The 25,582-nt window shown below is 51.3% G+C and carries 24 protein-coding genes, 1 tRNA gene and 1 rRNA gene; 8 read left to right on the forward strand and 18 right to left on the reverse strand.

The window, feature by feature from the left end; all coding sequences use genetic code 11:
• Positions 1–57 precede the first annotated feature (57 nt).
• Positions 58–134: transfer RNA gene (locus ACLTX1_RS01630), tRNA-Met, on the reverse strand.
• Positions 135–286: 152 nt separating this feature from the next.
• On the opposite strand from ACLTX1_RS01630, the gene ACLTX1_RS01635 reads away from it, so the two are divergent.
• The 4 genes from ACLTX1_RS01635 (at position 287) to ACLTX1_RS01650 (ending at position 4,477) form a co-directional block, all read left to right on the forward strand.
• The gene (locus tag ACLTX1_RS01635) at positions 287–1,189 is read left to right on the forward strand and encodes a YihY/virulence factor BrkB family protein (RefSeq protein WP_395507452.1); all 903 of its coding nucleotides are present in this window, start codon (positions 287–289) and stop codon (positions 1,187–1,189) included.
• Positions 1,164–2,450 (forward strand): hypothetical protein, encoded by a 1,287-nt coding sequence (locus ACLTX1_RS01640; protein ID WP_308449979.1) that lies wholly within the window; start codon positions 1,164–1,166, stop codon positions 2,448–2,450. Before ACLTX1_RS01635 ends, ACLTX1_RS01640 begins: the two co-directional genes overlap by 26 nt.
• A 5-nt stretch (positions 2,451–2,455) precedes the next feature.
• Complete coding sequence (locus tag ACLTX1_RS01645) at positions 2,456–2,860, forward strand: DUF3842 family protein (RefSeq protein WP_395507453.1); 405 nt, start codon at positions 2,456–2,458, stop codon at positions 2,858–2,860.
• 135 nt (positions 2,861–2,995) lie between these two features.
• Positions 2,996–4,477 carry a sodium-dependent transporter gene (locus ACLTX1_RS01650; RefSeq protein ID WP_395507454.1) on the forward strand — a complete coding sequence of 494 codons (1,482 nt, stop codon included), beginning with the start codon at positions 2,996–2,998 and terminating at the stop codon, positions 4,475–4,477.
• Between the two features lie 256 nt (positions 4,478–4,733).
• Here ACLTX1_RS01650 and ACLTX1_RS01655 read toward each other — a convergent pair whose 3' ends face one another.
• Complete coding sequence (locus tag ACLTX1_RS01655) at positions 4,734–5,618, reverse strand: DUF5131 family protein (protein ID WP_412330377.1); 885 nt, start codon at positions 5,616–5,618, stop codon at positions 4,734–4,736.
• Positions 5,619–5,632: 14 nt separating this feature from the next.
• Positions 5,633–6,760, reverse strand: a complete 1,128-nt coding sequence (locus ACLTX1_RS01660; RefSeq protein WP_316522639.1) for a glycerate kinase — start codon at positions 6,758–6,760, stop codon at positions 5,633–5,635.
• A 219-nt stretch (positions 6,761–6,979) separates the two neighbouring features.
• Between ACLTX1_RS01660 and ACLTX1_RS01665 the strand changes: the two genes are divergently transcribed.
• On the forward strand, positions 6,980–7,768 hold the full coding sequence (locus tag ACLTX1_RS01665) for a TraX family protein (protein ID WP_316522642.1): 789 nt from the start codon (positions 6,980–6,982) through the stop codon (positions 7,766–7,768).
• 99 nt (positions 7,769–7,867) lie between these two features.
• Entirely contained in the window at positions 7,868–8,299 is a 432-nt protein-coding gene (locus ACLTX1_RS01670) for a hypothetical protein (protein WP_316522646.1), read from the forward strand.
• A 78-nt stretch (positions 8,300–8,377) separates the two neighbouring features.
• Here ACLTX1_RS01670 and ACLTX1_RS01675 read toward each other — a convergent pair whose 3' ends face one another.
• The 5 genes from ACLTX1_RS01675 to ACLTX1_RS01695 all read right to left on the reverse strand — a co-directional run bounded on the left by ACLTX1_RS01675 (position 8,378) and on the right by ACLTX1_RS01695 (position 15,390).
• Positions 8,378–9,667 (reverse strand): cation:proton antiporter, encoded by a 1,290-nt coding sequence (locus ACLTX1_RS01675; protein WP_412330378.1) that lies wholly within the window; start codon positions 9,665–9,667, stop codon positions 8,378–8,380.
• Between the two features lie 389 nt (positions 9,668–10,056).
• Positions 10,057–10,173: ribosomal RNA gene (gene rrf / locus ACLTX1_RS01680) — 5S ribosomal RNA — on the reverse strand.
• Between the two features lie 146 nt (positions 10,174–10,319).
• Positions 10,320–11,501, reverse strand: coding sequence for an SGNH/GDSL hydrolase family protein (locus ACLTX1_RS01685; protein WP_395507458.1), 1,182 nt, complete (start codon positions 11,499–11,501; stop codon positions 10,320–10,322).
• Positions 11,502–11,648: 147 nt separating this feature from the next.
• Entirely contained in the window at positions 11,649–13,151 is a 1,503-nt protein-coding gene (locus ACLTX1_RS01690) for a DUF5605 domain-containing protein (protein ID WP_412330379.1), read from the reverse strand.
• 13 nt (positions 13,152–13,164) lie between these two features.
• Positions 13,165–15,390, reverse strand: a complete 2,226-nt coding sequence (locus tag ACLTX1_RS01695) for a glycoside hydrolase family 3 N-terminal domain-containing protein (protein WP_412330380.1) — start codon at positions 15,388–15,390, stop codon at positions 13,165–13,167.
• A gap of 247 nt (positions 15,391–15,637) precedes the next feature.
• Here ACLTX1_RS01695 and ACLTX1_RS01700 point away from each other — a divergent pair, with 247 nt between their 5' ends.
• Complete coding sequence (locus ACLTX1_RS01700; RefSeq protein ID WP_412330381.1) at positions 15,638–17,281, forward strand: SulP family inorganic anion transporter; 1,644 nt, start codon at positions 15,638–15,640, stop codon at positions 17,279–17,281.
• A 94-nt stretch (positions 17,282–17,375) separates the two neighbouring features.
• Here the strand turns inward: ACLTX1_RS01700 and ACLTX1_RS01705 are convergent, their stop codons facing one another.
• The 7 genes from ACLTX1_RS01705 to ACLTX1_RS01735 all read right to left on the reverse strand — a co-directional run bounded on the left by ACLTX1_RS01705 (position 17,376) and on the right by ACLTX1_RS01735 (position 23,372).
• Positions 17,376–18,227, reverse strand: coding sequence for an IS3 family transposase (locus tag ACLTX1_RS01705; RefSeq protein ID WP_395507468.1), 852 nt, complete (start codon positions 18,225–18,227; stop codon positions 17,376–17,378).
• Positions 18,224–18,511: an imidazolonepropionase gene (locus ACLTX1_RS01710; protein WP_395507467.1), complete on the reverse strand. Its 288-nt coding sequence runs from the start codon at positions 18,509–18,511 to the stop codon at positions 18,224–18,226. Before ACLTX1_RS01710 ends, ACLTX1_RS01705 begins: the two co-directional genes overlap by 4 nt.
• Positions 18,512–18,870: 359 nt before the next feature.
• Positions 18,871–20,082 carry a tyrosine-type recombinase/integrase gene (locus ACLTX1_RS01715; RefSeq protein WP_015535499.1) on the reverse strand — a complete coding sequence of 404 codons (1,212 nt, stop codon included), beginning with the start codon at positions 20,080–20,082 and terminating at the stop codon, positions 18,871–18,873.
• Positions 20,083–20,225: 143 nt separating this feature from the next.
• On the reverse strand, positions 20,226–21,458 hold the full coding sequence (locus tag ACLTX1_RS01720) for a tyrosine-type recombinase/integrase (protein ID WP_015535500.1): 1,233 nt from the start codon (positions 21,456–21,458) through the stop codon (positions 20,226–20,228).
• A 61-nt stretch (positions 21,459–21,519) separates the two neighbouring features.
• On the reverse strand, positions 21,520–21,756 hold the full coding sequence (locus ACLTX1_RS01725) for a helix-turn-helix domain-containing protein (protein ID WP_044933357.1): 237 nt from the start codon (positions 21,754–21,756) through the stop codon (positions 21,520–21,522).
• A gap of 9 nt (positions 21,757–21,765) precedes the next feature.
• Positions 21,766–22,296 (reverse strand): type II toxin-antitoxin system PemK/MazF family toxin, encoded by a 531-nt coding sequence (locus ACLTX1_RS01730; RefSeq protein ID WP_015535501.1) that lies wholly within the window; start codon positions 22,294–22,296, stop codon positions 21,766–21,768.
• 623 nt (positions 22,297–22,919) lie between these two features.
• Positions 22,920–23,372 (reverse strand): RNA polymerase sigma factor, encoded by a 453-nt coding sequence (locus ACLTX1_RS01735; RefSeq protein ID WP_044932497.1) that lies wholly within the window; start codon positions 23,370–23,372, stop codon positions 22,920–22,922.
• Positions 23,373–23,886: 514 nt separating this feature from the next.
• Between ACLTX1_RS01735 and ACLTX1_RS01740 the strand changes: the two genes are divergently transcribed.
• Positions 23,887–24,219, forward strand: a complete 333-nt coding sequence (locus ACLTX1_RS01740) for a helix-turn-helix domain-containing protein (protein ID WP_049940538.1) — start codon at positions 23,887–23,889, stop codon at positions 24,217–24,219.
• 50 nt (positions 24,220–24,269) lie between these two features.
• On the opposite strand, the gene ACLTX1_RS01745 is transcribed toward ACLTX1_RS01740, so the two are convergent.
• The 3 genes from ACLTX1_RS01745 to ACLTX1_RS01755 all read right to left on the reverse strand — a co-directional run bounded on the left by ACLTX1_RS01745 (position 24,270) and on the right by ACLTX1_RS01755 (position 25,572).
• The gene (locus ACLTX1_RS01745) at positions 24,270–24,443 is read right to left on the reverse strand and encodes a cysteine-rich KTR domain-containing protein (protein ID WP_015535502.1); all 174 of its coding nucleotides are present in this window, start codon (positions 24,441–24,443) and stop codon (positions 24,270–24,272) included.
• Between the two features lie 131 nt (positions 24,444–24,574).
• Entirely contained in the window at positions 24,575–24,946 is a 372-nt protein-coding gene (locus tag ACLTX1_RS01750) for a metal-dependent transcriptional regulator (RefSeq protein WP_015535503.1), read from the reverse strand.
• 38 nt (positions 24,947–24,984) lie between these two features.
• Positions 24,985–25,572, reverse strand: a complete 588-nt coding sequence (locus ACLTX1_RS01755; RefSeq protein WP_015535504.1) for an MptD family putative ECF transporter S component — start codon at positions 25,570–25,572, stop codon at positions 24,985–24,987.
• Between the last annotated feature and the right edge of the window lie 10 nt (positions 25,573–25,582).

The following is a 25,582-nucleotide window of genomic DNA, read 5'->3' on the forward strand; positions in this document are numbered from 1 at the left end:
AACTCGTGTTACCGCCGTGAAAGGGCGGTGTCTTAACCGCTTGACCACCGGGCCAGATGGTAGCGGCAAATGGATTCGAACCATCGACACTTCGGGTATGAACCGAATGCTCTAGCCAACTGAGCTATGCCGCCATATCTGCTCTATAATGTAGCGTAGTTTATTATAATACACATTTTTTCTTTTGTCAAGTGCTTTTTCACTGGAAAATTCTATATTTCTGTGTTATACTGTTCTCAAATTGCGCGATAAGACGTAAGGAAAGCGTGAGAAGGGAGAAAGCGCCGTGAAAATTCTGCTGAAAAAGCACTTCGGCTGGTTTTATGAAAAACTGAATAACGACGCCATCGACTCCTACGCGGCGCAGGTTTCGTTCTGGATCCTCATTTCGTTCATTCCGTTCCTCATGCTGGTCTTAGCCCTTTTGCAGGTCATTCGGTTTGAAGACACCTCGCTTCTCGTGGCATTCGTTCAAATGCTTCCGCCGCCGGTGGAAGAAGTTGTCAGTTACTTATTTCAAGAGGTGCACGCGCCGCAGACGCTCATTTCCATGACGGCTATCACCTGCGTTTGGTCCGCTTCCACGGCTATGGTGGCGCTGATCAAGGGGCTTTACTCCGTTTTTGACGTTTCCAAAAACCACAACTATATTTTTATGCGTATTTTAGCCATTTTATACACGGTCGTGTTCGTCATGACGCTGCTTGTCAGCATGGGCCTGATGGTCTTCGGCGACATGCTGTATGAATGGCTCATCACGGTGATGCCGCCGGCGTTCCCGACGCTCATCAACCGCTTTAAGCCCATCATGTCCTATGTCCTGCTGCTGTTCTTCTTCTGGTTGATGTTCATTGCCATTCCGCGCAAGCAGGTATCCCTGCGCAACGCGTTTTTCGGCGCAGCGCTGGCTTCTGCCGGGTGGGTCTTATTCTCGTTTATCTTCTCCGTTTTCGTGGAGAACTTCGCAAACTACGCCACCATCTACGGCAGCCTTGCCGCTTTGGTCATTTTAATGGTATGGCTGTATGCCTGCATGTTTATTTTGCTCATCGGCGGCGAGATCGCCATGTGGCTGCAGCACAGCGGCATCAACCGCGATGTTTCCGACCTGAAAACAGAACGTCGCCGCCGCAAACTCATCTCAGAGAAAGGAAACGATGCAAATGGCAAAACCACAGACAAGAAGTGAAACCGCCCTGCAAAGCGCCGTGATGCGCTTTGGCGACGACGCGTTCCGCATCTGTTATATGCACACAAAAAGCGGCAAAGAGACGCTTACACTGCTTTCCGATGTATTTATGCAGTACTTTTTAGACACGCAAACCTTTAAAAGCGAAGGCGAGGAGCGCCTTTGGGTGCTGCGCACAACGCACAAGACCTGCATGGACTATTATGCACAGAAAATTCGAAAAAAGCTGACGGACGAGCAGATTGCACAGCGCTCAAAAGACATGCCGTTTGAAACGCCGAAAGAACTCTGCGACATTTTACGCCTGCATTACACGCTGTTGACGGCGGTGGCGCTGCACTACGGTGCAGGTGACAACACGCGCATTATCGGCCGCGTGACCGGAAAATCCGCTTCTGCCGTGCAAAATCAGCTGGAAAAAGTCAAAAAAGCCGCGAACATGAGCGAGGACGACCTGCGCGAATGGGTAGAAACCCTGGAAACGCCGGACGATCTTCTGCACCGCGTGTATTATTCTGTTTTGAATGAATCGAAAGATCCGCATTTTACCGCGAACAGCCGCGCAAAGCGTCTGAAGCGCAACGTAGACCGCGCCATGCCGTTTGCGGCCGTAGGCGTCATTGTAATCTGTTTATTGTGCGTTGTCGCCGTACGCGCGGGGTGGTTCGGCACGAAATACGTGCGCACGCCGGACGTGATTTTAGAGAGCGACACGCCGGTCTCGTCCGCCGCGGAAAGCGAAGTGAGCCACGTGACGCTGACTCCGGAGCCGACCGCTTCCGAAGACACGCGCGAAGCCGTGAACATGTCGCTTTCGATTTTTGTGCCGAGCGACAGCGGCCTTGACCAGTACAGCTATAAGAGTCTGCCCGCAGACGGTGCGGTGCTCGTGCAGAAAATGGCAGAAAAGGGCGCATTTCCGGAGGATGTGACGCTGGACGCGCTCGACTACGTTAAAGACGGCGAGGTTGTCTCCACGATGAAGAGCGGCGAAATGCTGGAGGTGCGTTTGCAGTTTTCCGGCGCTTTGCAGGAATATTTAGACTCCGCCAGCTCCACGTCTTCTCTGGAAGCCATTGCAAAGACGTTCCGTGCATTTTATGAAGCTGCGGGCATGACGCTTTCTAACCTTGAGGTGTATTCGGACGGCAAGCCCGTCACCGTGGGCGATATGCAGATCAACTGCACATCGCTGATGTACGGCGAACTTCCCGTTTCCGCCGTTTTGGACGGCGACACAAACGAACCTACGGAGGGTTGATTTTGATGAAAATACTCGTGATTGACGGTCAGGGCGGCAAAATGGGCGCAGCACTGACTGACCAAATTAAAAAGAACATGCCGGACGTGGAAGTCGTTGCCGTGGGCACGAACAGCCTTGCCACAAGCGCCATGCTGCGCGCCGGTGCGGACGCTGCCGCCACAGGCGAAAACCCCGTTGTGGTAAACTGCACGTGGGCAGACGTCATCGTGGGACCCATCGGCATTATCTTAGCAAACGCGCTTTGGGGCGAGATCACGCCGAAAATGGCGGCAGCCGTTTCCGAATGCGTTGCTAAGAAAATCCTGATTCCCGTTAACCGCTGCTCCGTAAGCGTAGTGGGCGTACAGGACAAGACGCTCTCGGAATACGTGCGGGATGCGGTCGCCATGCTGAAAAACATGCAGTGAGGAATATTGCGGCGACCGTGATGTTCTATGAAGTTGTGCGGCAAAGAAACGCCTTCCGCACATAACCTCGCCCGATTAGAACGCAAATATGCGTTCTTTAAAATATACAGGGGAAAAAATTTGGGAGGAAAACGTATGAAAGAAAGAGAAAAATTCGGTTCTCGGTTGGGATTTATTTTAGTTTCGGCCGGGTGCGCCATCGGTATCGGCAATGTGTGGAAATTCCCGTACATTACCGGCATATACGGCGGCGCGGCATTCATCCTGATGTATCTTGTGTTCCTTGTGGCGCTGGGTCTGCCCATTATGGTGTGCGAATTCACCGTGGGCCGCGGCAGCCGCATGGGCATGGGCAAGGCGCTCGATACACTGGAACCGAAGGGCACGAAATGGCATCGCATGAAGTGGATCAGCATTCTCGGCAGCTTTTTGCTGATGATGTTCTACACCATGGTGGGCGGCTGGATGCTGAAATACGCATTTATGGAGGCAACCGGTACGTTTGTCGGCTTGGACGGCAAGGCGGTAGAGGGCGTGTTCGGCGATATGCTGACAAATCCGGGCACGCTGACGTTCTGGGCGATTGTCGCCATTGTTATTTCGTTCGGTGCATGCGGCTTTGGCCTGGAAAAGGGCATTGAGAAAGTGACGAAAGTCATGATGATTGCCCTGCTGCTTTTGATGATTGCGCTGGCTGTGAACTCCGCATTTTTGCCGAATGCCGCGGCAGGCATCAAGTTCTACCTTGTGCCGGACTTCGGTGAAGTGGCAAAGAAAGGCTTCGGCAACGCGGTGTTTGCGGCGATGTCGCAGGCGTTCTTCACGCTTTCCATCGGCATCGGCTCCATGGAGATCTTCGGCAGCTATCTGGACCGCAAAAAGCGCATTACGGGCGAAGCGGTGAACATCGTGCTGCTGGACACGTTTGTTGCGCTGATGGCGGGTTTCATCATTATCCCGGTGTGCTTTGCCTACGGGGTGGAGCCGGGCTCGGGTCCGTCGCTGCTGTTCATCACGCTGCCGACGCTCTTCAATAACATGGCGGGCGGCAGAATTTGGGGCACGCTGTTCTTCATCTTCATGTCGTTTGCGGCGCTTTCGACCATCATTGCGGTGTTCGAGGAGATTCTCGCATTCTTCATGGATATCGGCGGTTGGAGCCGCAAAAAGGCTGTGGGCGTGAACTTTGTGCTGATCACGGTGCTTTCCCTGCCGGCGATTCTCGGCTTTAATGTGCTTTCCGGCATTCAGCCGCTGGGTGAGGGCAGCAACATTATGGATATGGAAGACTTCCTTGTTTCTTCCAATCTGCTGCCGCTGGGCAGCCTTGTGTTCGTACTGTTCTGCGTGCGCAAAAACGGTTGGGGCTTTGAGAATTTCCTCAAGGAAGCGAACAAAGGCGAGGGCATTAAGTTCCCGCACTGGATCCGCCTTTACATGCAGTACATTCTGCCTCTGATTGTGGTCATCATTTACCTGAAAGGCTACTACGATATGTTCAGCGGCAAGAGCACGGCAGTGTTTGTGAGCTGGATGTGCTTTGCGGTGCTGCTGCTTTTCGTCATCTTCGGCGTTTCGATTTTTACGGGACGGAAGAAGACGGAAAGAACAAAGTGACCGTCAACGTGGGTTAAAAGTTTTGCTCAAACTTTTTCAAAAGCTTGTCCGTTTCCAAAGGTGAAACCTTTGGTCGTCGTCCGCAGACGACGAAACTCTTTTGCCTACCAAAAATCAGGAGAGGAGTTTCAAATGTCCGGTGGACATTTGAAATCGGGGAACCCTATTAAAAAGGGGGATCCGAAAAAGCGATAGCTTTTTAGAAAATTAAAAGACCGCTGTATGATTTGCATTACGCACATACAGCGGTCTTTTTTCATTTCCCCTCCAGCACAGTGCATTTACCGCACCTTGCGCAGCCGTTGCAGATCATGCGGCTGCCGCATTTTTCGCACTGGGGGCCGAAGTATTTTTCGTATTTTCGCCCGGCGTCGAACAGGCCGTAATCGTCTTCGAGCTTGAATTTCATCGGCTTGCCCTGATACGATATGCCGGATTTATACGCCATTTCGCTTTGCACGCGCTTATTCGGCAGGAAGTACCGCCGACCGTCCTTGATGAAGTTTGTGCCCGTCTCGATAAAGCAGAACGTGACGTTTTGGTTTGCGCACTGCCTGTGCAGCGAGCGCACCCAGTCGTAATCGCATGGACGCGCGCCGTCGTAGTTTTCGCCGCCGCAGATAACCTGCTCAATCTGCCCCATCGCGAGATATTTTTCAATCTCTATGGGGCCGAGCAAGGGCGCTGTCATGATGCCCTTGTGCTTAAACGGCAGGCTGTGCAGAATGGGAATGCGCTCGTCCGCGCGGCGCTGATTTTCGCATGTGACGTTGAAAAAGATGTGCCCCCAACCGTCGCCCCAGTTATACGGCAAACATTTTTCTACGCGCTCCGGGCGCTTTGTGAGCAGGAAAAACGAAATGTCCCGCCGCTGATCCATGATCTCCCACGCTTCACGCCGCCACGGATCGGCCTGCTCCAAAAAGAAATCGGACGTCATGCACACGCGCAGCTGCTCGCCGCTTTTTACTTTGTAGTTGCCTGCGCGGTCGCGGCTCAAGGGATAGTGAAAGCCCGTTTTTGTGCGGTAAATTTCCGCGCCGTTATGCCCGCGCTGACTGTCGAGAAAATACATATAGCAGTGTGCGCAGCCCTCGCTGCACTTCACGCACCCGTGCCACGGGTTCCAAATATCGTGCATACCGTACCTCCTTATCACAGGGTAAGAAGCCGAAAGACCTGCTCTGCGCTTTCGGCGAGGTTTTCCGCCGCGGTTTCGGGGCGCATGGCTTCGTCTAATGTCGTCACGCCGCGCACAGCGGGGAAAAACGCCGTGATGCCGGCTTTGTTGCACGCTTCCGCGCCCTTTTCAATACCGCCCGCAAACGCGATGACGGGCTTGTGATACTTCTTAGCAAGCTTCGCCACGCCTACGGGCGCTTTGCCCATGGCGGTTTGGGCGTCCAGTCTGCCTTCACCCGTCACGACGAAATCGGCATTTTTGATTTTTTCCTCTAAGCGCGTTTCCTCCATGACGATCTCAATGCCGGGCATGAGCTCTGCGTGCAGGAACACGCCGAGTGCGAAGCCGAGGCCGCCCGCCGCGCCTGCGCCGGGGGTATCAAGGTCACTTTCGGGATACAGTTCTTTCGTCAATGCGGCGTAATTTCGCATATAGCCGTCCATTTCGCGAATCATTTCGGGCGTAGCACCCTTTTGCGGACCAAAGACGGCACTGCACCCGTTTTCGCCGCACAGCGGGTTTGTGACGTCGCACGCCGCGCGGATGACGCAGTTTTTGAGTGCGGGCAGGGCATTTTTGTTCTCGATTTTCGCGAGCACGCGCAGCCCCTCTGCGCCGAACGGGACGGGGTTGTCGTCTTTATCCAAAAGATCGAACCCGAGGGCTTGCAGCATGCCTGCGCCGCCGTCATTCGTTGCGCTGCCGCCGATGCCGAGGATAAACCGCTTACAGCCGCGATTTATTGCATCGCGCAGCATTTCGCCCACGCCGTAGGTGGTGGTTTTCATGGGGTTCCGCTTATCTTGGGGTACGAGCGGCAGGCCCGCTGCCTGTGCCATTTCCAATATGGCAAGGTCGCCTTTGACGCCGTATTCCGCCGTGACCTTCTCGCCGAGCGGACCCGTGACCCGCACGCGCACCGTTTCGCCGTGCAGGCCCTCTGTGAGCGCTGCAGACGTGCCTTCGCCGCCGTCCGCCACAGGGCACACCACGCACTCGATTGCGCCGTCTGCACGGCGTACGCCCTCTGCCACGGCCTTGCCTGCCTCTATGGAAGACAAACTGCCTTTAAACGAATCCATCGCAATCACAACGCGCACTCAAAACGCCCCCTAAGAATTTCTTTTCATCATAATAGCACATTTGTTCCCTGCTTTCAAGGCAAATTTTTAGCTTCAATCAATTTTGTTTATATTGATTTTTGGAATATTTAAATAAAAGTTTTTTACTTTATTTAAAATCATTGACAAAAGTTTTCTTTTATGGTATAAAATACACAGAATAAATAAATTCCTAATTTTGCAAAAGGAGGCTTTTTCGTGACTTGGAGTAAATTGAAATGGACTGCTTTATTTTCAATGATTTTAGGGCATATTTACGCGGCTGTACCTGTTCAAACTATACTCTTGACTTATTTCAAAATAGAACCTGATGTTTCTTACCCCGTTGTCACTGCGCTGCAATGTATCGGTAGTATTGCTTTTCCTATTTATGCTTTCGGTATAGCGCAAGGCTGTATACATACGGATAATGCACTTTTTTATTGTCTCCGCCTTTTAGTATTTGCTATCATTGCCGAAGTTCCTTATAATCTCACATTGCGATATGGTTTTGTAAAATTCGCCTTCAACAATATTCTTTTTACTCTATTACTCGGTGCTGTCTGTTGCTTACTCTATGATTTTATTAAAAAGCAAATTTTTTCATGGGCAGCTTGGATTCCCGTTCTACTCCTTGTATTTTTAGCAGAAATTCTAAACGTTGAGGGTGGAGGTTTTGCTGTTATTTGCATTATCATCCCTTATGTTCTTTACCGGCGTCACAACAAAACGGCTTCCGTTATTTCTTTAGGTATCCTTATTGTTATATACTATGCTTTTATCAAACAATTTACAGGTTCTTTAGACGCTCCGTTCCAATGGCTAAATCCTCGCTATGACACCTCATCTTTCTTCCTTGAATGTGCATGTGCACTAATTGGTATTCTGTTGCTCATAAGTTACAACGAAAAAAAAGGAAAAGCTTACTGCCAATGGTTTCATTATATCGCCTACCCGGCACACTTGTTATTGCTCTATATACTCAACACCTGCATAATTAAAATTTAATTTTGTCTTTTCTAAGATAGGAGTGATTCCAATGCACAATCCATCTCACCACATGAATCGTACATCGAATATCACAAAATCTCATTTGGAGGTAAAGTTATGAAGAAGAATTTTAAAATTAAAATGACATCCCTGTTCTTAGCGATCATCTTTGTTATTGCACTGCCGATTTCCATTTCTGCACAAACGGTTGACATTCCTTCTCCAAACTCGGAAGTTCAGCCTCAATCTTTTACTCGAGAATACACAACATATCTAACTTCTTCAACGCGCCAAGTTATGAGTGACGGCAATTGGTTTGGCGAGGAACTTGTCATTGTTCGTTTTACTTCTTCTGAAGGGCCAACCTCAATATCTGTATACGCCCTTGATAGTGCTGGCAACAAAATTGGTCCGCGCACAATAAGTTTGGGTGGTGCCGCTTCGTTTGTTTTGAAAAACGTTTCGGGATCATTTGAAATTTATGCCAGTTCAAACGCTGGAAAGAACGGAAATGTTAAGTTAACTGTTGTTCTTTCTACATACGCTTAAATTAAGCAAATTCACTTCATCAGACGTTTAAAAAGGGAGTAAAGCGCTTTGCCTTCCTGCGTTTTGTATTCTATGAAATTACTTGAGAGTAATGGGCTTTACAGGTTTGTTCTCCTCGCGGGCGCTGGTCTTGCCCTCGGGCTTGATTTCGCCTGCGGCAAGCAGGGAACGCTTTGTGAGAGACGGGCCGATGAGCTCATACACCAGCACGGAGAACAGCACGACGTTGCGCACGATGCTGCCGTCTGCAAGGGACGTAGCGGTGAGCGCCATGCCGAGCGCCACGCCGGCCTGCGGCAGAAGCGTGATGCCGAGATGCTTTTTGATGTGGTCACTGCACTTTGTCATAGCGCAGCTGATGTAAGAGCCGGAGATCTTACCGAGCGAACGGAAGACGATGTAAATGATGCCGATGAGCAGCACGAGCGGGTTGCTTAAAATATTTAAATCGAGCTCCGCGCCGGAAAGCACGAAGAACAAAATGTTGATGGGGCCTGTCCAGCGATCCAGACGGCTCATCAGCTCTTCGGAAGCGCTGCACACATTGCAGAAGACCGTACCGGTCATCATGCAGACGAGCAGCAGAGAGAAACCGATCTTCACGCCGCCGAGCTCAAATTCCATGGAGGAGATACCAACCATGAGAAGCACGAAGGCGACCGTGAGGGACAAACGCTTACTGCGGGAGTGGAAATAGGTCTCTAACCAGTTGAGCGCAAGGCCGGAAAGTGCGCCGAGCACGAGGGAAATCACGATCTCGATGATGGGCTCTAAAATGACGCTGACAACGCTGATGCTGCCCATTTCGAGCGCGCCGGCGATGCCGAAGGACACGGAGAACAGCACGAGGCCCACGGCGTCATCGATGGCGACGACCATGAGCAGGAGCTTTGTGAGCGGGCCGTCTGCCTTATACTGGCGCACGACCATGAGCGTAGCCGCCGGGGCCGTAGCCGCGGCGATGGCACCGAGGGTGATGGCAGAGGGCAGCGAAAGGAGGGCGGGATTGATGAGATGCAGGACAATGAGGGCGATATCGACCACAATAGTCGTGATGACCGCCTGCAGAATGCCGACGGTGATGGCCTGCTTACCCATCGTTTTGAGCTGCGAGACGCGGAACTCGTTGCCGATGGCGAACGCGATGAAGCCGAGCGCCGTCTGCGTGATGACGCTGAGGCCCTCCACCTGCTCCAGAGAATTGAAGCCGATGTACGGAAGGTTCAGCGCGCCGAGACAGAACGGACCGATGAGCAGACCGCCGACGAGGTACGCCGTGACCGCAGGCAGATGTACGAGCTTTGCCAAGCGGGACATCAGCAGACCGACGACCAGAGCGATGGCCAGACAAATCAGGGTTTTTTCCACTTTTTGAACACTTACCTTTCTTCGAGGTACGCGTGCGGCCACACAGGAAAGTGCCGGTCTCCGCCCCTCCGTTTGTATATCTTTTTTCTTTGTCCGCCTGCCGCCGGAGCACGCAGACGAAAAAAGCAGAATTCCAAAAAAGTTTACAACAATTTCACGGATATGTCAATGTTTTTTGACGCCATGTTTTAGGGAAAAAAGGCGTTTTTTCCCGTTGTTTTGCTGAATATGGTAAGTCGTGAAGTAAAACCTGTTGAAGGAATAAAGTTTTGCTCAAGCTTTCTGCGCGGACAGCTAAAAGCAAGCGTAAATGAAAAAACCCCTCTGACAGAGGGGGCTTTTAGCTTTTGAAAAATAAAAAAGAACCACATTTCTGTGATTCTTCTAAGTGTTGGCGCCAACCTATCGTCCCGGGCCGTTGCCAGCCGAGTATTTTCAGCACAAACGAGCTTAACTTCTGTGTTCGGTATGGGAACAGGTGGACCCTCGTTGTAATCAACACCAACTATTCTGTTTGCCGCCTCATCTGACGGCTTTATTATAATACCACATCTCTTTCTAAATTGCAAGCCTTTTTTCAAAAAAATTTCAAAAAGTTTTGAGAAAAGCAAAATATGGTATACCAAACATTTTGCATGCCATATTTTGTAGGTTATTCTTCTGTGTAATCACCGGTGTCATCCGTATAGTCGCCCGTATCATCGGTGTAATCCCCTGTGTTGTCCGTATAATCGCCGGAATCGTCCGTGTAGGTGTCGCCGGCGGTGTCCGTTGTATCGGTGTTATCGGTGCTGTCGCCGTTCGGATCGGGGGTCGGCGTGGGGGTGGGCGACGGCTCCGGCGTTTTGTTGCCGAGGAGATAATCTGCCCAAATGGCGCAGCCCTCGTCGTTTAAGTGGATGCACAAGCCCTCGGGGTCAGCGCAATACTCCGCGGGAAGGTAGCCCTCTGTACAGAATGCGGCGATGTTTAAGAACTTCAGGTTCTTTTTGCCCGTGCAATAGGTCTGCATCGCTTTGTTATACTGCGCGATGGTGCTGCTGCTGAGCCCCTGATAGTCAATCCACTCCAGCATGGGCGTAACGGCCTGCACGGTAATTTCAAGGTTCGGGTACTTCGTTTGCAGCGCGGAAATAACCGCCTGTGCAGTGGACGTGACGTCGGAAACGTCGTTATACGTGAGGTCTTCCTTGCCGAGTTGAATGTAAAGCTTCGTCGCGGAGAAACGGTCGATGGCTTCCGTGACGGTGAGAGCGGTGTCATCGTCGAGCCACAGGCCGCCCTCACCGCCGTTTAGTTCGTTCTGCGCTTCGCCCCACGAATAATCGCTGCGGGTCATGAATTCCGCGTCGCTCAAAGCGGTGGTGCTGCCTGCGCCGTCCGTGACGTAGCTTTTCAGGCGCGTCGTCATGCTGTCGCCGATGAAAAGTGCGCCGTCAAAAGCGGAAGACGGCGTAGGCGCGGCGGAAGCAGTGTTTTCTGCCGGTGCGGCGCTGGCCTGCGGTTTTACGGTGGAGAAGAACTCCGGCTCGCCGTCTGCGGCGATACTGCTGATGGGCGTGCGCACACCGGCAGCGCTGGCCACGCCGAGGGCAACGAGCGCCACGAGCACAGCGGCGGTGCAGACGACCGCCACGCGGAACTTGTTGATCTTCTTCTTTTTATGAGGCACGCCTGCTTTTTGCGGCGCTTTCGGGGCTTCCGTCTTCTGCGGGACATTCTGTGTGGCCTGCTCTGCGGCTCGCCTTGTGCGGCGCTCCGCACGGGCGGCTGCGCGCTGTGCCTGCCGTTCTTCCTCGCGCATAGCAGCGGGGCGTTTTCTTTTATTCGCCAAAATATAGTCATCCTTTCGGAATATTTCTTTGTTATCTTGGGTTTATTGTACGGCGCGGGAAAGATTCTGTCAAGTAAAGAGGACACCGCGCAGCGCTGCGGGTGCCCTCTTTTACGGTTTATTTAAATTTATACGCTTTATGAATGTTTACACGCGCGTGAGGCGCACGGCCATGTACTCGCGGCCCGGCAGCGCAATGCGGAACTTACCGCTGTGCACGCCGGCATCGGTGATGGTCATGTTCCACGTATCGATGACCTCCACGCGCCAGTTTTCGTCCGCGGGCTTTACGAAATCGCGGAAGCTCGGGCGGCCGAAGCCGTAGTAGTGAATCTCGTAGCCGGTGACGGGGATCATCTCGTCCGGCACGGCGACGGTCTCATCGAACGCGCCGGGGCCTTGCTTTAAGCCGAGACCGGGCGTCTGCGTGAGAATTTCATGCAGGAAGCGGATGCGCGCGGGGCTTTCGCCGTGCAGCTTGCCGCCGTGGCTCCACCACAAGATGTCTTCGGGGTTCATGAAGGTCTCGCCGTGGCCTGCGTAGCCGCCGCGCATGGAAGCTTCCCAGAAGCGGCGGGTAAACTCCTGCCCGGAGATATTGCCCCAGCCCATATCAATATTGCCTTCGTAGGCAATCTCATCCCACACGATAGGCTTTTGGTAGCGCGTGCGGTAATCGGTGGTGTATTCCACGTGACGGTAGAGATCCTGGCGCTGCAAGCTGCAATGCGTAATCCACGGACGAGTGTGGTCGTAGAACGGTATGCAGTTGTGGATGGAACGCATGTGGTTGTACGGATCTTTTTTGCAGAGCAGGTCTGCGTAGTGCTCCCAGTCCTCAAGCTTCTTGGCGCGCATGAGGTCGTATTCGTTTGCAAGACTCCACCACACGTTGCGGTAGGCGGAGAAGCGCGCGATGACGTAGTTCCAGTAAAGGTCGTCCTGCTCGCGGTTCATGGCGGAGAAGCCCCAGCGGTCGTAGGGGTGCATAACGATGATGTCGGCCTCGATGCCGCGCTCCTGCAATTCTACGATGCAGCGCTCCATGCGGCGAAAATGCTCGGGGTTAAAACGCGTAAAATCCCAGTTGTTGCCGGAAAAATCGACGGAATACGAGAAGTTTTCTTCGGTGAGGTTTGAATTATCGACCGGAGTTCCCTCATACGGAAAGGTCTCCGGGTCGCGGAAATTGTGGATGTAGTGCTTCGGAAAGACGCAGAAACGCATTTTGTTGAAGTAGCCCTTATCGAGCTCCTCGAGCGTTTGCTTGTGCACTTCTTCCGGCTGGTGCGCCCACGCGTAGCACGTGGTGCCGACGGAATAGTACGGCGTGGTGTCTTCATAGGCGAAATGGTACGTGTTCGCAATACGCACCGGGCCGTGGTTATTGCCGGTCGGCTCCGTTACGGTGAAATCGCCGGCAGACTCCGCTTCCGGGAAGCTGCCGACCGTTTCATAGACGTAATCGCCCGTAAAAGAGGGCATGAAGCGCACTTTATAAACGCCGTCGCCGTCATAGAAGCCGTCTACCGTGACGATCTCGTTTTTGCTGCGGAACGTGGCGGAAACGGACTGCTCCGTAAACGGGTTGCCCGCAGACGGACCCTTGAGGGAAACTTCAAAAAGCCCCCATTTTTCTACTGTATTCATTAGATGTCACTCCTTATTTCTCGATGACGCCTTCATAATTCATGCCGAAGCCGTAGTCGTAGGCGTGACCGAATTCATCCACGTGCACTTCAAGGTCAAACGGAACGTCTTCGCAATGCTTTTCCACGGTGTCCATGTCCTTCGGCATCTGCACGGGCAGACGGCCGGTGGGATCGTAATCGCCGAAGACGACGTCGAGCACCGCGGCGCGGGAAACCCCGAACTCGACGACGATGCCGTCCGCTTCACGCTCAAACTCGTGCATGACCATTGGGTTGTTGATCGCTGCGCAGACAATGACGGGCTTGTCTCCCATCGCCTCGCGACAGTTTAGAATGTTATCCAGGTCGCATTCATTATAGGCAATGTTCGTTTTGCCGCGATAGCTGCGGTTCGTGAAATTCTCGCGGAAATCGCCGCCCGCAATACTCACTTCGCGCGCGTTCACCGCCGTATAGGGGCGGTACTGGAGTGTGATGGGCAGGTAGCCGTTGCCGCCGTTTGCGACGTCTTCCGTAAAATACGCGTTGCACGCAGGGCTTTCCACAAAGACAAGCGCCACGTCCGCTTCCTCGGGCGTATGGACGCGCACGCCGTATTTCGAAATCACCTCGTCCGTCACGGGGTCTTCCGTGTGGGCGGGAATATCGTTGCGCATGAAGCCCTTCATGGTGCGGAGCTTGCGCTGCGGCACGTAGATTTTGATACCCTTTTGGAGCGGCAGACAGTGATTGCGATTCTTTAATAAGACGACAGATTTGCGTTGTGCGTCATAGCCGTGGGCACAGAATTCCGCGTTGCCGACAATCTTGGCGGACTCTTCGGGATCGAGATACGGGTTCTCGAACAGGCCGCACCGGAAAATATTTTTGAGCAGACGCGCGGCGGAGCGCTCCATTCTGGCGCGCATGGCTTCTTCGCCGACCTTTTCGCAGCCGATTTGATACGCTTCCATGATGGGCGCAATCTCTGCGTTGCCGCCGAACTGGTCTACGCCGTTCATGATGGCGACGAAGCAGCGCTCGCCCTCGGTCATGTTTTCCATATTAAAGCAGCGGCTTGCAAACGTATCCATAATGGGTGCGGGGTCCTGCGTGATGCCCCAGTCTGTGCAAACGACACCCTTAAAGCCGTATTTTTCGCGCAGGAGATCTTTGATGAGATACTCGCTGTACGAGTTGCCGACGTTTTTGCCGTTTTTGGTGTCGAGGCCCCAAGAAACCGTGTAGTACGGCATGACGGCAGAGGCGCTTTCGGTGGGACCGTCTAATTTAAACGCCGCTTCCGTAAACGGTTTCCTGTGTTCTTCGGAATTATTGCCCGGGTAAACCGCGTATTTGCCGTAGGCATAGTGTGCATCGCGGCCGGCCTCACCCGTGCCGCCGCCCGGCCAGTGCTTGACCATGGTGTTTACGCTGTCATATCCCCAGCCGTTTTCGGAATTCTTGGTGGTCTGCATACCGTCGCAGTACGCCTTAACCATTTTCTTTGTCATTTCAAGATTTTCACCGAGCGTATCGACAAAGCGCATCCAGCGCGGCTCGGTGCAAAGGTCAATCTGCGGGCCGAGCGCCGTGGTGATGCCGAGCGCACGGTATTCTTTCGACGCATCCTCCGCGAACCGGCGGACAACCTCGGGGTCAAAGCACGCGGCAAAACCGACACCCTCCGGCCACTTGCTGACGTCACTGCCGGCGGTTTTAAACTCTACGCTGCCGCTGCCGCGCGCACCGTTGCGCGGGTCGGAGGAAATGTTCACCGGGATGCCGTGCGGCATGCTTTCGGCAAGCTTTTGCAGCTCATTGTTCCACTTTGCGGCAGTCTTCGCGTCTTCTACCGTAATCATGAGGACGTGGCGGATATGCTCTTTGTTCATGAATTCCTTCTGCTGGTCGGTAAGCGTATACGCAGGGACATTTGCTTCCGCGTACTTTTGGCCGTTATATGTACCGCCGAACGGGCCGAACGCCATGGGCGGCACCGCTTGGTGCGGCGAATAGAGCATGAGGCCCGCAATCTCCTCTGTTGTTAGACGGGAAGCAAGGTCTGCGGCGCGCTCCTCAACGGGCAAACGCCAATCTTCATACGGGAGAAGCTCGCCGGTCTTCTCCAAATCTTTAAAATACAGGCCGTCTTTTTCGATGAGCTCTACGCCGGACGACGCAGACCACGCGAGCGGCTTGCCGTTTTCGGGATAGGCGCGGACAATGCCGTCTCTTTCCGTTTTTTTCACGTTCATTTTCATACCTCTTTGTTTGGATTAAAACAAGGAATTTTCGCATTTGCTTTTGTACAAAGTATAGCATATTTACTATAAAAAGTAAAGATTTTTATAAGGTGTGTCACGCGGGCTGTATGCACAGAAAAGCGCGAGAAAACGGCGTATCTTTTTCCTTGCATTAAAGCGGATCCTAATGGTATAGTTAATAGGCTGCGGTAAAAAAAGCGGTAAACTATGCGGAAAAATCAATTTATTGGAGGGAAACATGATAAAAGACTATTTAACGAGCCTGAAGCAGGAGTTTTCGGGCTACAACACCACCAAGCTGATGAAAGACATCATGGCGGGCCTGACTGTTTGTGCGGTGGCGCTGCCCCTTGCGCTGGCGTTCGGCGTATCTTCCGGCGCTACGGCAGCTGCGGGTCTTGTTACGGCAATCATTGCGGGCGTTGTCATTGCAGTACTCGGCGGCGCTTCGTTCCAGATTTCCGGCCCCACAGGCGCGATGAGCGCCGTTTTGGTGGGCATTGTGGCGTCTTACGGCTTGCAGGGCGTGTTTTTCGCGTGCTTTGCGGCGGGCGCACTGCTGCTTTTAGCCGGTATTTTTAAGCTTGGGCGGCTCATCAGCTTCATCCCGATGCCCGTCATCATGGGCTTTACGTCCGGCATTGCGATTATTATCGCGATGGGGCAAATCGATAATCTCTTCGGCACTGCGTCCGAGGGCAGCTCGAATTTGGCAAAAATCGCGTCTTACGCGCGCCTCGGCTTTCACCCGAACCTCCAAGCGGTGCTGATTGGTCTGCTTGTCGTTGTCGTGATGATTGTCTGGCCGAAAAAGTGGGGCACACGCGTGCCGGGCTCGCTTGTGGGCATCATTTTGGCAACGGTCGTTTCCGCCCTGTTCCGTATGGATTCCATTGCGACGGTGGGCGACATTCCGCGCACGCTGATGCTCGCTGACCGCCTTGACCTCGGCAGCCTGAACCTTGACATACTGAAAAACCTCATCTCGCCCATTGTGACGATTGCAGCGCTCGGCATGATTGAAAGCCTTTTGTGCGGTGCTTCGGCTTCCCGCATGAAAAACGAGCCGTTCAATGCCGATCAAGAGCTCATCGCGCAGGGCGTAGGCAACATGCTGCTGCCGCTTTTCGGCGGTGTACCGGCTACGGCGGCCATTGCGCGCACGAGCGTAGCGGTGAAATCCGGCCAGCAGACGCGCCTTGCGAGCGTGTTCCACTCCGTTTTCCTGCTCGCCTCCATGTTTCTGCTCGGCGGCGTGATGGCGCGCCTGCCGCTTGCGGCGCTTGCCGGCGTTTTGATGGTAACGGCATGGCGCATGAACGATTGGAGCGGCATCCGCTACATTTTCAGCCACAAGCTAAAATCCGGCATCAGCCAATTCCTCATCACGATGCTCGCAACGGTCATTTTCGATTTGACGGTCGCGATTTTGCTCGGTGTTGCGTACTCTGCGGTTTTGTACATTGCAAAATCCAGCCGGATTGGCGTAAGCTTCTCCGACATTGACGCGAATAAGCTGCGCACGGTGGAAGGCAAGCCGCCGGTGCTGGAGACGACCGGCGTTGTGTACGTGATAGGCTCGCTGTTCTTCGGCGCGGTGGATGAATTCAACCGCCGCATGGCGGAAATGCCCGCCTACGACCATGTGATCTTTTCCCTGCGCGGCATGCCGAACATTGACGTTTCCGGCGCGCAGGCCGTTTTGGAGCTGTGTGAAAGCCTGCAAAAGCAAGGCAAAACGGTCGCCTGCTGTGGCATGGCAGACGGCGTGCGCACCTATTTTGACCGCACGGGCATCACGGCGCTTCTCAGTGAAAACGCGTACTTCTGGAACGCGGAAGACGCGATTTTAGACCTGCTGAGTGCAGAAATTGCAGAGTAAAACAGATTATAAATAGCATCACCCCCGTTCCGTTTTTTGAACCGCACCAGATTATGCGGACAGCACTAAAAGCCCCCATGTAGGATATTGAGTTTTAAGCGGAGTGGCGCAGCGACAGCGGTGCCACTCCCGTTTTTGTTTGGATGCGTTCGTGGTTATAGAAGTAAATATACCTGTCGATCAGTTCGTTTGCTTCTTGGAACGTCTTTGGCTTGTGGCGGTAGATGCACTCTGTTTTCAGAATGGAGAAGAAATTTTCTGCCATGGCATTGTCATAAGGATTTCCTTTCCTTGACATGGACGGCGTTATGCCGTAAGATTGTGTTAGCTTGAAGTATGCTTGCGATGTGTATTGAAAGCCTTGGTCGCTGTGGAGCTGCAACTCCGCAGCGACTTTCTCTTTCTTCATTGCCAGACGAATCGTGTCCAGAACAAGATTCACAGTCTGCCGACTTGCAGTCTTGTAGGCCACAATACTGTTGTCATACAGATCTCGGATCATGGACAGATATAAAATGCCTTCTTTTGTGTGGATGTAAGAAATGTCCGTGACCCATTTCTCGTTTGGCCTGACCGCCCGGAACTGTCTGTTCAACAGATTTTCGTATTTGTGTACCTGCTGACCAAGATTTACCCATTGGCGGCGTCGGCGAACCTCAGACAATAATCCATATTTTTTCATGATTCTGAGCACAGTCTTCGGATCTCTTTGAATATTTCTGCCTTTTAACCACTTCCATACACGTCGATAGCCATAGGTCTTATCTGTCCTGCGCTGACATTCCTCGATTTCCTTTGCCACAACAGCATCGCGATCCGTCTCTCCCAGACGCTTTTTAAAGCAGTAGTAACCACTTCTGGATACCCCGAAGAATTTGCACATAACAGATATTGGGTATTCTCCCCGGTGACGGTGAATGACGGCGTACTTTGCCTTTGGCCTCACTTCCTTTCTGTGGACTGCAGAAAATCCTGCAGTAATTTCACTTCCATCTTGAGCCGCTTATTCTCATACTTATATTCCTGCAGCGTCTTTGCAGGCTTCCTGCCACGAAACTTCGGCGCACCCTTGGCGGCTTTTTTGCGTTGCCGCTTCAGCAGATTGTGAACCGGACGGTCTCCCTCCAAGCCAAGTTCCGCTTCGATTTCCCTGTGGTTCTTCCCTGATTCTAACATCTTTTCTATGGTCGGTAGTAGAACCTGCATATTGGTGTATCTTCGTTTGCTCATAATGAATCCCCCCTGATGTACTTATTATCCTACATCAGGGGGGATTTTGTCTATTGTCCTGTTTTACTGGTTCTGTTCATTTTGCGGAGCGGGGGTGATGCTTGTTTTAAAACAAAAACCCGCAGGCGGGGCATACGGCGTATGCCTTGTCTGCGGGGAAATGTTTGAAAGATTCGCTTTTGCGTCCCTCGAGAAAAATCCTTGCGGATGATTATCTCTTGGAGAACTGCGGAGCGCGACGAGCTGCTTTGAGACCGTATTGGCGTACAGTTTAGCGCCGGTTTTCCTTGATTTTATGGGCTTTTTGGCCTCTGCCCTCAAATGTTGCCCCAGTATTTAATCATAAAAATGGGGGCATTTTAGACACCAACAGATGGAGCAAATGCAGCATTTACAACACTCAGAAGTTCCTCCGGTTTATTATACTTCACCTGCGCGTAAATGTCCATAGTCGTCTTACTGTTTTCATGCCCGGCAAGATATTGAACAGTTTTTGGGTCAATGCCTGCATACAGCAGGTTAGTAATATAGGTGTGACGAAGTTGATGTGGGGTTACATCAAAGTCAATGGCATACACTAACTTCGGGTTATTTTTCTGATGACTGCCAGGGGTAGGCGTTACCGTACACTTCACGCACTGGCCATTTACATACTTATAATAGTTATGGGGTTTCGTAGAGCGAACGGTTACATATTTCCATACCCGCTGAAACTGCGAAGATGAAAGAGGATTTCCATTTCTGTCAGCAACCACATATTCCGATTCGGTTTTCTCTTTCACTTCCCGCAGGCAGTCTGTCAAACACTTTGGGATCGGAATATCTCTCCGAGCCGCCTTCGTTTTCAGCGTTGTGGAAATCACCGGCCTGTTATGTTCTGAGCGCCATGCCCTCCGTACAGAGATGTACGGCGTAGGAACATCCAGAAATACGCAGTCCCATTGCAGTCCCAGAATTTCTTCACGACGCAGGCCGGAATATAAAGCGATCATTATAAAGGTATAGGGCGGAAGCCCTCGGACAGTATCTAAAAGTAGCTTCACTTGCTCATCCGTCAAGGCATTTATCTTTTTCCCCGGTTTTCCCCCTTTGGCCGAGAGTCCCTCACAGGGATTATATTCAAGTAACTGGCTTCGCTCTGCCGAATAAAAGACACATTTCAGGAGCATATTTACCTTACTATACAATCCAGCAGATTTTGAAGCCAATGGAATCATCGCAAGCCGAATATCGTCTGCAGTCACATCCTCAAGATACATATCGCCTAAAGGTTTGACAATATAGTTGTTCATGGTCTGGGTATATCCTCTCAACGTGCCGGAAGATACCTTTGCCGACTGCATGAGCAACCACTTCTCGCAATACTCTGCCACCGTTGGATGTTTTCTGCGGAAAACCGCCTCCTCTACCTGGCGTCGAGCCTCCATCTCCTTTAACTGGAGTTCCTCGCAGGTTTCAGCATACAAGTCCACCCTTTTTCCATCGGCATCGGTGATCCGAGTCCTGTAATATTGAATCCCCCTCCGCATGGCAGTGCCATACCGGGGAACATTTTCTTGTTTTTTCGCCATGATTTCAGTTCCTTTCTATTTAATATGTATTTCAGCGCCGATACCTTCTTTATACTGAAAAATCATGGCTCTATCAAAGGTGCGATTCTGGGAAACGCAAAGGGCGGGGAACACTCCCCGCCCTTTGTACGTTTTCCGTCAAATTATTGTGCCGCTTCGTATTCACCGCCATCCCATTCTGCAAAGGCTCCGCTTAAAACTCCTGCCAGTTGCTCCGGCTTGTTGTACTTTACCTTCGCATAAATGTCCATCGTGATCTTACTGCTCTCATGGCCAGCCAAGTATTGAACTGTTTTCGGGTCTACCGAAGCATGAATCAAATTTGTGATGTAGGTATGACGAAGCATGTGTGGCGTAACCTCAAAATCCAAGCTATATACCACATGACCATTGTTCCGTGCTTTTTCACCCAGCTTCGGGTAAAGCATATACTTCACATATTTCCCGTCCACAAGTTTGCGAGCTATCCTCGGTTTTGCTGTCCGTGTCACGATATACTGCCAAAGCCGCTTAAACTGCGTATAAGACAACGGCTCTCCATCCTGGTTGGCAATTACATAGTCTGATGTCGATTTTTTCTTTGCCGCTTTCAAGCACTCTGCCAAACGATCCGGGAGAGGGATATTCCGCTCCGCAGCCTTCGTTTTTAACTCTGTGAGAATGACCGGCCTATTATGTTCCGTGTGCCACGCCCGCCGGACCGTCAAATACGGCGCATCTGTATCCAGATATACCGAATCCCATTGCAGTGCAAGGATTTCTTCCCGCCGCAGCCCGGCATACAGGCCAATCATCACAAATACATAGGGCGGCAACCCACGAATGGCGTCCAAAAGCCGTTCTACCTGTTCATCCGTCAAAGCCTGCCGCTCCTCCTGCGGAACGCCTCCGCCTTTTGCCTCAAGGTATATCGTCGGGTTTGTATCAATCACATGGCTCTCCTTGGCCGCCCGGAAAATAGACTTGTAGAGGATTACCACGGACTTATATACTGAAGCCGACTTTTTAGAGACTGGCACAAGGGCAACCTGGATGTCATCCAGGGTTACATCGGCCATTCGTTTCTCACCCAGCTCCTTGATAATATGCCGCCGCACCTTGGATGTATAATCAATCAATGTGGTGGCACGGATATGGACGGACTGCATCAGAAGCCACTTTTCACAATACTCGGCGACCGTGGGGGATTTACGCCGGAATGTGGCGTTGTCGATTTGCTCAAGAGCCGCCATTTCCTTGTCGTAAACTTCCTCGCGGGTTTTTCCGTAAAGAATCACCCGTTTGCCATCTGCGTCCTCAATATCTGTTTTGTAATACTCATGCCCATTTATCTGGACTTTGCTGTACCTGGGAATTCGTTTTCTTTTTGCTGCCATTTTTCTACCTCCAAATGCAATCGGTGTTGTATCTTTGTTTTACCAAAACCGCACGATTTGCTCAAAGGTGCGATTTGTTTCCTCGCACATTTCGGTAGGTTGCTTTCTTTTCCACAGGTTTTGCCCGATAGGTGCATTTAGCAACATATTCCTGAAGGTAGGCAGAAGTGAAATATACGCACCCATTCGGTACATATTGAATATAGGAAATCAAACCGCTGTTTCTGGCTTCATCCAAGGTGGCAAGGCTGATTCCCAACAGTTTTGCCGCCTCCTTACGAGTAATCAGCTTTTCCATATCCAATCTTCACTTCCTTTCCTTCTTTTTTACTACTTCATAATCAAAACCGGGCCGCTGGCCGCAGTAGGTGCAGATGTCCTTTTCCACCCGGCCAGGGTGGACCCGGCGCAAATAATAAGAGCCTGTGCCGTAGAAGTTATTGGCACAGGCCGGACAAAGGCACATGATTAAATTTTTCGACGTTTCTTCAATCAATCCCACGCTGACTGCCAGAGCGCGGTTGAGCCGGCGGATATGCTGTTCCTCCAGATGTCCGATGTACGTTTCCAGCCGTCTTTTATCAATGGTGCGGAGCTGCTCCATCAGCACCAGAGAAGGCAGCTCCAGGCCGTTCTCTGCTTTGAGAAGGTAATGAGTGGGCAGCTTGGCCTTGGCGTCCACTTTGCTGGATATGGCTGCCACAATGACCGTGGGGCTGTGCTTGTTTCCAGTATCGTTCTGAATAATAAGGACAGGGCGATACCCTTCCTGTTCGGAGCCGATTCCCCGGCCCAGATCGGCATAGTACATATCGCCGCGCAGATATGTCTTATTCATGTCTATGACCTCCCTTTGAAATGCAGGCGGCAGGTGCCGCCTATGTAGAGCCGGACAGCAGAACAGAATGAAGGCCAGGGAGAGATAAAACAATCCTCCTGTTTTCATTGGCCCGTCCTGCTGTACGGCCCGTATTTCAAAGGTGCTCCTATTTGTCCTCGACGCCCCGAAGCACCGGGTGGGAAGTCATCAAACGGCTGGCGGCTTGCCAGCTCCACGGGGAATCTCACCCCTCGCGTGGTTCTCACGCAACCGCCCCCATTGCCTGCGACGGATCACGGCGGCAAACCGCTTCAACGCTCGGACGTTAGGCTGGACGGGAGTATCATTGTCCCCGCTGCTGGTTATGGCCGTACCGGGAGCCGCCCGGTACTGGCAGCCTGCTGTTTCTCGCTCCTTGCCTGGAAGAACAAACCAAAGACCTACAATCTCTTTTTTCGGTGGTGTCTCGTTGTTTTCTCCCGGCAGATCACTGCGCAGCCGCTACCTGGGCTTTGGCTTTCGCCAAAGCAGCGGGAATGTGCCTGATGAATGGGTATGCAGTTTTCAAGGTGCCATGAGGCCATAAAAAGAACCTCTCACCCTATTTGCCGTTGGGTGAGAGGTTCTATAACCGCTAAAACTTATTTTTCCAGAAAAATTTTTAGCTTTTTGAGGATTTTCATTTTCCTCTTATAAACGGCGGGCTGAGAAATGCCGAGTTCCACCGCCAGCTCGCTCTCCTTGCGCTCATCAAAGAATAATGCCTGGATCAGCGCACGTTCTTCTGGGGTAAGCAGGGAAAGCGCGGTATGTAGCCTGTCCACTTCCAGCTTGTGGAGCACCACGCTCTCCACGCTTTCCTGCTCATCGGAGAATTGCCGGGCATTTTCATCCACCAGCCGGTCCAAAGAATCTTCGCGGCTGGGGATGATCTGCACCACTTGGCCCTCCTTTCCGAGAACGAACCGCTCGGTTTTCAAATCGTTCTCAAAATAGCGCATTTTCCGGTCGCCCTGCATATAGGCCCGGTACACTTCATCCGTGACCTCGACAAATTGGCCGCGAATCCATATTCTTTTTTTATCAGCGTCCACGCTGTTTTCCCTCCGATCAGTCTGAATTGCGAGAAATTCAGACTGGCCGGCGGTCCCCTACAACGTGAAAATGGGGTTTCTCTATATTGAAAAACGCACCTGCAGAATGGGGTATTCCCCCAAACAGCAAGTGCGTTTCTTTTTAGTTCGTATAAATCATGGCATGATGGTTCAGTGCGAAGGGCATAGTATCCCGCTGAAAAACGGGAAGTTTTTTTGACCGTACACCGTCAAGCAGGCGGCCTACGACATAGAATCATACTCGCTGCTTCTAATAAGCAGCGGTGCGAAGGATGACCAACGCATGAAATATCCCTCCAGGCCAAAACGTGGTCTGGAGGGATGGGCATGACAAACCAACCTGCCAAAGCCTCGTTTTTTTTATTGACAGGGCCAGTTATACGATCCTGGTCAGTTCACTTTTATCCGCACTATCAGTTCTCTAAAATTTGAACTGCTATGCCATTATAAATCTGGCATAAATCCGTAAAATAGAAGGAGAGGTGAACTGAAAGTGCAGAATGAACATGAAATGCTTGGCGAGATCATCAAGAATGCCCGCATGAAAGCAGATATTACGGTCGAAGATCTGGCAGCCAAGGTCGGAGTAGGCGAGAGATTTATATATCGTATCGAGAACGAAGGCAAAAAGCCCAGCTACGACATCCTGTACAAGCTGATTCGGGAGCTGTCCATTTTACCCGATCAGATTTTCTTCCCGGAAAAGAAGATTGAGGATTCTGAAATGGAAAGCCTTGTCCGTATGCTGTATAACTGCGATGAGCGTTCTATGCAGATCATCAAGGCGACAGTTAGAGCGGCCTTGGATAGCCAGCCCAAAGAGTGAAAAAGAGCCGATGTCCGTGGGAAATTCTCACGGGTTCATCGGCTCTGCGTCTATGCGTCTGGCTCTTTGATGACAACGATGTGTAGCTGTTTCGCCTGAATCAAGCTCTTTCGTTTGCACTTCGGGCAGTAGAGAGGATAATTGATTAAAACCGTATCCTCCCTGATTCGATCACGGGTTTTATTCCCGCAGACGGGACAATAAACCCATTCTGTTTGCTGCATGGGAACCACCTCCATTCTCTTGTTTCCAAGACATGGCTGAGGACTTGCTACTCTGCAAGCCCGTCGGCGTGTCTTTTCTATTTAATCTTCATTTTTCCTCCCATAAGTTAGCCATTAAAAATTTATCCAGGTTAATCTTGTTTCTGTGTTGCTGTCTCTTTCAGCCGTGAGAAACTTTCGTCGCTGATGTTGTGTTCAATCCGGCAGGCGTCGGCCTCCGCAGTCTTGGGGTCAATACCTGCGGCGATAAGCTGTTCAGTAAAAAAACAGTGACGCTCATAGATTTTCTTGGCTGTTTCTTGTCCTAAATCTGTGAGTAAAAGAAAACTGTGATCATCCATTGTAAGGAAACCACCATCTTTTAGGACAGTCATTGCCCGCCAGACGCTTGGTTTGCTAACATTTAATTGTCGAGCTATATCAACAGAGCGCACCTCAATTTGTTTTTTAGCTACTATTAAAACTGCCTCTAAATAGTCCTCCATAGATGATGTTAAGGGCATAATGGTACACCTCCTTCTGACACATATAATTACTTCATTTACACCATACCTGCTTTTTTGAAATGCTTCTTGAGCAGTTTCTTAGCGATGAGCGCGCCAACAAAGGCGCAAATTGCAACAACGACAAGCATTATGATAGCTGTTACAGGTGATACTAACGTTTGCAAAATTCCCAAATAACTTTCGCCAAACATTCCCGCATACTGCTCAAGTGTTTGATTTGAGAAAAACAAGAAGGGAATATATGTACCACTGAATGCTGCTAAAACCATATAAATGATATAACTGAACGTAAGTGTTTTTCCATTAGTGCAACCTGTTTTCCACGCGATCAACGCAGAAATAATGCCAGCAATAATGCAGCAAATTATCATGGGCGGATAAAATCCATAAATGCCTGTTACCGCACAAAAAATGAACAGTGCCCACGGTTTCTTAGTCTTAGCTGCTACAAGGAAATATGTAATAGCTGCCAATAATGACCACAATGGACTTACCACTAACATCGTGTAGGGAGAAAAAGATAGGAACGCACAAATGATATAGATAACAAGTGCGCACAAAGATAAAAGAGCTGTGACGATCAAATCCTTTACTTGAAATCCTTTTTTGTTTTCGGTTTGCATGAAATAAATC

The organism is Hominenteromicrobium sp. (assembly GCF_046974225.1).
Taxonomy (GTDB): domain Bacteria; phylum Bacillota; class Clostridia; order Oscillospirales; family Acutalibacteraceae; genus Hominenteromicrobium; species Hominenteromicrobium mulieris.

Bases quoted from the DNA above. Each gene is read 5' to 3' on its own strand.
- ACLTX1_RS01640 (WP_308449979.1), top strand. From the start codon at position 1,164: ATGGCAAAACCACAGACAAGAAGTGAAACCGCCCTGCAAAGCGCCGTG.
- ACLTX1_RS01645 (WP_395507453.1), top strand. From the start codon at position 2,456: ATGAAAATACTCGTGATTGACGGTCAGGGCGGCAAAATGGGCGCAGCA.
- ACLTX1_RS01650 (WP_395507454.1), top strand. From the start codon at position 2,996: ATGAAAGAAAGAGAAAAATTCGGTTCTCGGTTGGGATTTATTTTAGTT.
- ACLTX1_RS01655 (WP_412330377.1), bottom strand. From the start codon at position 5,618: ATGCACGATATTTGGAACCCGTGGCACGGGTGCGTGAAGTGCAGCGAG.
- ACLTX1_RS01670 (WP_316522646.1), top strand. From the start codon at position 7,868: ATGAAGAAGAATTTTAAAATTAAAATGACATCCCTGTTCTTAGCGATC.
- ACLTX1_RS01690 (WP_412330379.1), bottom strand. From the start codon at position 13,151: ATGAATACAGTAGAAAAATGGGGGCTTTTTGAAGTTTCCCTCAAGGGT.
- ACLTX1_RS01695 (WP_412330380.1), bottom strand. From the start codon at position 15,390: ATGAACGTGAAAAAAACGGAAAGAGACGGCATTGTCCGCGCCTATCCC.
- ACLTX1_RS01700 (WP_412330381.1), top strand. From the start codon at position 15,638: ATGATAAAAGACTATTTAACGAGCCTGAAGCAGGAGTTTTCGGGCTAC.
- ACLTX1_RS01710 (WP_395507467.1), bottom strand. From the start codon at position 18,511: ATGAGCAAACGAAGATACACCAATATGCAGGTTCTACTACCGACCATA.
- ACLTX1_RS01715 (WP_015535499.1), bottom strand. From the start codon at position 20,082: ATGGCGAAAAAACAAGAAAATGTTCCCCGGTATGGCACTGCCATGCGG.
- ACLTX1_RS01720 (WP_015535500.1), bottom strand. From the start codon at position 21,458: ATGGCAGCAAAAAGAAAACGAATTCCCAGGTACAGCAAAGTCCAGATA.
- ACLTX1_RS01725 (WP_044933357.1), bottom strand. From the start codon at position 21,756: ATGGAAAAGCTGATTACTCGTAAGGAGGCGGCAAAACTGTTGGGAATC.
- ACLTX1_RS01730 (WP_015535501.1), bottom strand. From the start codon at position 22,296: ATGAATAAGACATATCTGCGCGGCGATATGTACTATGCCGATCTGGGC.
- ACLTX1_RS01745 (WP_015535502.1), bottom strand. From the start codon at position 24,443: ATGCAGCAAACAGAATGGGTTTATTGTCCCGTCTGCGGGAATAAAACC.
- ACLTX1_RS01750 (WP_015535503.1), bottom strand. From the start codon at position 24,946: ATGCCCTTAACATCATCTATGGAGGACTATTTAGAGGCAGTTTTAATA.
- ACLTX1_RS01755 (WP_015535504.1), bottom strand. From the start codon at position 25,572: ATGCAAACCGAAAACAAAAAAGGATTTCAAGTAAAGGATTTGATCGTC.